General features: G+C 60.6%; 1 protein-coding gene. It reads right to left on the bottom strand.

From position 1 onward, the window contains the following. The coding region (locus FXV83_RS41195; protein WP_187436538.1) for a DUF4347 domain-containing protein at positions 1–4572 on the bottom strand (4572 nt) is incomplete at its 3' end. Positions 4573–4718: the final 146 nt, after the last annotated feature.

Consider the following 4718-nt stretch of genomic DNA (forward strand, 5'->3'; position numbering starts at 1 on the left):
AGACGTGGTCGTGGTGTTGCCCGCACTGTCAGTGGCCTTGGCGGTGAAGCTGTGGCTGCCGTCAAGAAGTGCTGCCGTCGTGTAACTCCAGCCGCCGGCAACAAGCGGCGTCGCCATATCCGTTTGTATCTGTGATTGGGTAATCGCGTGATCGGCAATCCGGACATCGTCGATGCGACCATTGAACTGAAATACCCCAGGATTCCCCGGCCGCTGACCGATCTCTACATCGAGTGCCGATGACTGCTGTGTTGCGGTAACCGTGCCGACAAGCTGTCCGTCGTCGAGCTGACCGTTAAGATAGACGTGCAGGGTTTGTGCCGCCGCATCGTAGACGCCGACGATGTTGTACCAGGTGTTGGGCTGCAGCGTCGTCGTACCGTAGCGGATCATGTCTCCGCCGGCACTGTTGGTGAGTTTGAACCCGATCGTGCGACGACCTGTATCGACCGTGGTGTCGAGCTGGAAGCCGGCTCCCGAGTATGGTTTGTTGGAAACCACCGCCGCATCATCACTTGGAAACGCAGTAGCATAGATCCACGCGCTGACCGTCATGCTGCCCGTCAACTTCAGCGCAGTGGAATTGCCGAGATCCACATAGTCGTTGACGCCATCCAGCGCCACCGCATTGCCGTACTTCCCCGCCGTCGTGAAGGTCGCACCGTTCACCAGCGTGCCCGTGATGCCGTGGCCCGTTGCATCGGCCGTCGTGGTGCCGGAGGACTCATTGAAGGCGTAGCCGGCGGTGTAGCCACCGGTGATGAGTGCCGGACCCAGCAGGGTGGCGCCGTCATAGATCTGCACCGAGCTAACCCCACCGGCATCGCTCACCGTGCCTGACAGGGCCAGCGTGTTGTCCTTCGTCACACCCCCGCTGCTGATGGTGGGGGTCGCGCCCGTATCCGTGGTGATCGTCGTGCTGATCGTCTCGGTCGGCGGCGTCGTGTCGACCGTCGCCGTCACCGCAGACGTGGTCGTGGTGTTGCCCGCATTGTCAGTGGCCTTGGCGGTGAAGCTGTGGCTGCCGTCAACAAGCGCAGCCGTTGTGTAACTCCAGTTACCCGCGCTGATTGTCGCCAGACCCAGCAGGGTAGCGCCATCATAGACCTGCACCGAGCTGACCCCATGGGCATCGCTCACCGTGCCTGACAACGCCAACGTGTTGTCGTGGGTTATGCCAAGGCTCGTGATGGTCGCCGTCAAACCGGAGTCCGTGCCAATTGTGTTACTGAGTGACAGATACGGGTTGACATGGACGGTTGAGGCGACGGAGGGCGTGCCGTTGTTGCCGATTGCGAAGAGCATCCAATCCCCGGGCGGGACGACGTTCGAGTTGACCGGCAGCGTGACGCTGAGGCTGCCGTCGGCTTGCACGAAAAACGAGAGTTCGATCCGTCGCGCCGTCGTATTGAAGGAATGCGTGGTGGTGCCGAATGGCATTAACGCCAGCGTTTTGATGTTCGCCGGATTGTCGACCCGCACGGTGAAGGTTTGGCCAGGGCTGAGATCAAGCGGCGCCTGCTGGATGACCGGCCGGACAGAAGCGGCGCCGCTTGCGTCAAACAGATAGCCGGGAGTGTAGATCTCACTGTTCAGGTGGTTCATCGACGGCACATCCGGGTCCAGCCCGCCGCCACCCAGCGACAAAACCGTGGCGTCCGGCAGCAAAATAGCCGTGGAATGGTAGAGACGCGGCACAGCTGCATTCGCCCCGGTGGAGGTCCACAGACCCGTCGAGGGGTTCCAGATCGCGACCGCATATTCGACCCCGGTGAGCTGGTTATCGACCTGGCTGCCGCCGCTCACCATGACCCGGCCGTCCGGCAGTACCGTCAGGTTCGACCAGATGCGGTCTGGCGCAAGACTTCCGGTTTGTGTGAACACCGGAGTGGGTCCGCTGATATCCATGACCCACACCGAGCCGTCAGCCCCGAGGATCAGGCAGCGATCCTGGGCGAACATAATCGCCGGCTCATTCCAATTCAAACTCACCGGGGCCTGTCCGACTGCGCTGACTTGGCCATTTCCGGAGGGATCGATTGCGTAGATGGCGTTACCAGCAGCGGCAATAACTTTTCCGTTGGAGGCCTGCCAGGCGCGCGGGTAATACCAACCGTAACCGTTGGCAATATCGGCGATGTAGGCCCCCGTCAACGTGCGCCAGCCGGCGCCCGGCGTGAAGATCTCGGGGTAGCCGATGCCGTTGCCGTCAAGGTCCCGGCCGCCGAGAATAAGCAACTGGCCGGTGCCTAGAGTGATGAGGGTGGGATACCATCGTGCAAACGCCATTGGGCCGGACGGATTGGGGGTCAGGCTGTCCGTTTTGTAGTCAAAAATGTTGGTGTTCGCGATGCCGTTATTTACTGATCCTAGCGGGCGCGCATCGCCGCCCGTGATGATAACTTCACCGGTCGTCGGGATGATCTCCGCCGCCGCACAGAACTCGTCGACAAGGGTTTTGTTCGGTAACGTGTTGTGCGTGTTGGTAACGGGGTCCCACACATCGTAGATTTTGTAACCTCCCTGATGGCCGCCCTGGTCCGTCCCGTAGGTGAGAATTTTGCCGTCAGGCAACACCAACGATTGGATACCGATAATTGGCCAGGAAAATACGCCACTCCAGGAGCCCGAGACGCTGTTCACCGGATCGACCACCGTGGTGCCACCGTGACCGTCGCTCGCTATCGTGAAGGACGTCGGCCCATACTGGCCCGACAGCGCGATATTGGCTGTGTGCGTGCCATCGCTCACGGTCAACGTGCCCGCATCGGTGCTGCTGGCCAAATAAACAAGCGTCGTATTCGCGCCAAAGGCAATGTCGACCAGGTCAATTGCGTTAAATGGTGCAACGGCACTAAGGCCTGATATCGTTCCTGTGAATTGCGACGAGGCGTCTAAAATCAAGGTTCCCGTCGCACCTGAGGCAAACGTCACATTCACCGACGATGGGCCAAACAACTCGGCTTGCTCTATTCCAGTAAGGGTCAGGCTGGTGGCGGGAGTGGTTGTCGTCGAGCCCACTTTCAAGTGGAGGTCAACCTTCGCGGTGGACAGGTCCGCCGGATTGCCCAGTAAATCCTGGATCGCGGAAGGTGACGGCAGAGTGTCTCCGATGACCTGGAGATCCGAAGTCCCCTGGACGGTTGGGACGATATACTCGAACGTCAAGGCCTGCGTGCCCGAGCCGCTCGCGTAAGTCGCTGTGCCGCCGTCGTTCAGCAGCAGCCCCGGCGTGCCGGAGACGAAAACTTTCTCGCTCATGTTGAACGTAATCTTGATGACTTGGCCGGTCTTGACCGATCCGCTGACCCGGGAGCTCACGCTTTTGACGCTCGGCGGCGTCGCGTCGACCGTCACTGTCACCGCAGACGTGGTCGTCGTGTTGCCCGCATTGTCAGTCACCTTGGCCGTAAGGCTGTGGATGCCGTCGGCAAGCGCAGGTGTCACAAAACCCCAGTTGGTCCAGCTCTCTGCGGTGAAGTTCGCCGCACCTAGCAGGGTAGTACCGTCGTAGATCTGAACTAAGTTGGGCGCATTGGCATCTTCACTCACCTCACTCACCGTGCCCGTCAGCGCCAACGTGTTGTCTTTGGTCTGGCCGCCGCTCGTAATGCTCGTCGTCAAACCAGTGTCTGTGAACATTGCAGTGCTGAGCGACAGGGCCGGACCATCGCTCGTGACGACCGTCATCGAGCCGGTGTCTGTGCCACGGATCTCCAGTGTCTGGTTAGCCCTGGGAGCGAGCGTCACGTTTCCATTGCTCCCGGCGGTGCTGAGGGCTAATGAAGAGAGGGTAGCGTTACCAGTGACCGCAGAAGGGAATGTGCTACCTACAACAACAAGGTCGTCCGCGGCAGGAACTTCACTCGTAATCCCGTCGCTGGCTGTACTCCTGTCGTCACCGCTGCTGCGATTTTTCCAAGCTTTTGCAGCCATCACCCCCGCATACAATGCCACACCCAGCGTTGTCAGCGGCGCACTCTCGCGGATCCGGCCTAGGCGTGCATCGAGTTGCCACTGCCCGCCGCGCGCCGCTGCACCGACGCGCTGCGTCGAAGCTGCTATTGGTACCCCGCAGATGCGCGTCAGCGCGTCGACGAACGCTGCGCCGCGCCTACCCCGCGCCGTCTCGCAGGCCCACAGGTAAATTGCGCCACCGCGCAGCCTGCGCCCCACTTCGGCGAGATCGGCCGCGTGTTCCTCCGTCGTGTCCAGCGACAGCGCGCCGGCGCCGAACGACACCTCACCCGGCCGTCCGTGCGCAATGACGTGGATTGCGTCGAGGTCCGCCCTATGATTGACGGCGCGCACCATCTGTCGCGGCGCAGGTTCATCATCAGAGAGCAAAATCGGTTCGACCTGGGGGGAAATGCTCGCGAGCAATGTGCCGAGATCATCCACATTGCGATCAATAAACGCGATTGCGCGTTTCAACGTGCGGGCCATCACGGCCGGCTCTCCGAGCCTTCGACCGAACCCGGCAGCAATGTCGACGCTCGGAAATTTCGTGGCGGAGGCTTTAACGTTGGCTATGGCGGGTTCGGGTCGAGAGCGCATGTTACGTTGGGGCATGGTCCGCTCCGCTAATGCAAATGGCGGTTATCAATTTTCAAGTCGAGACCATCTAATAATCAGGCCATTGGCACCGTGCCGTGTAGGCCGGCAACGGCGCCGCGAATTCAGAATCGCGGAATCAATTACAACCATGAATATCACAT

Origin of the sequence: Bradyrhizobium hipponense (assembly GCF_008123965.1) — a bacterium.
Taxonomy (GTDB): Bacteria; Pseudomonadota; Alphaproteobacteria; order Rhizobiales; family Xanthobacteraceae; genus Bradyrhizobium; species Bradyrhizobium hipponense.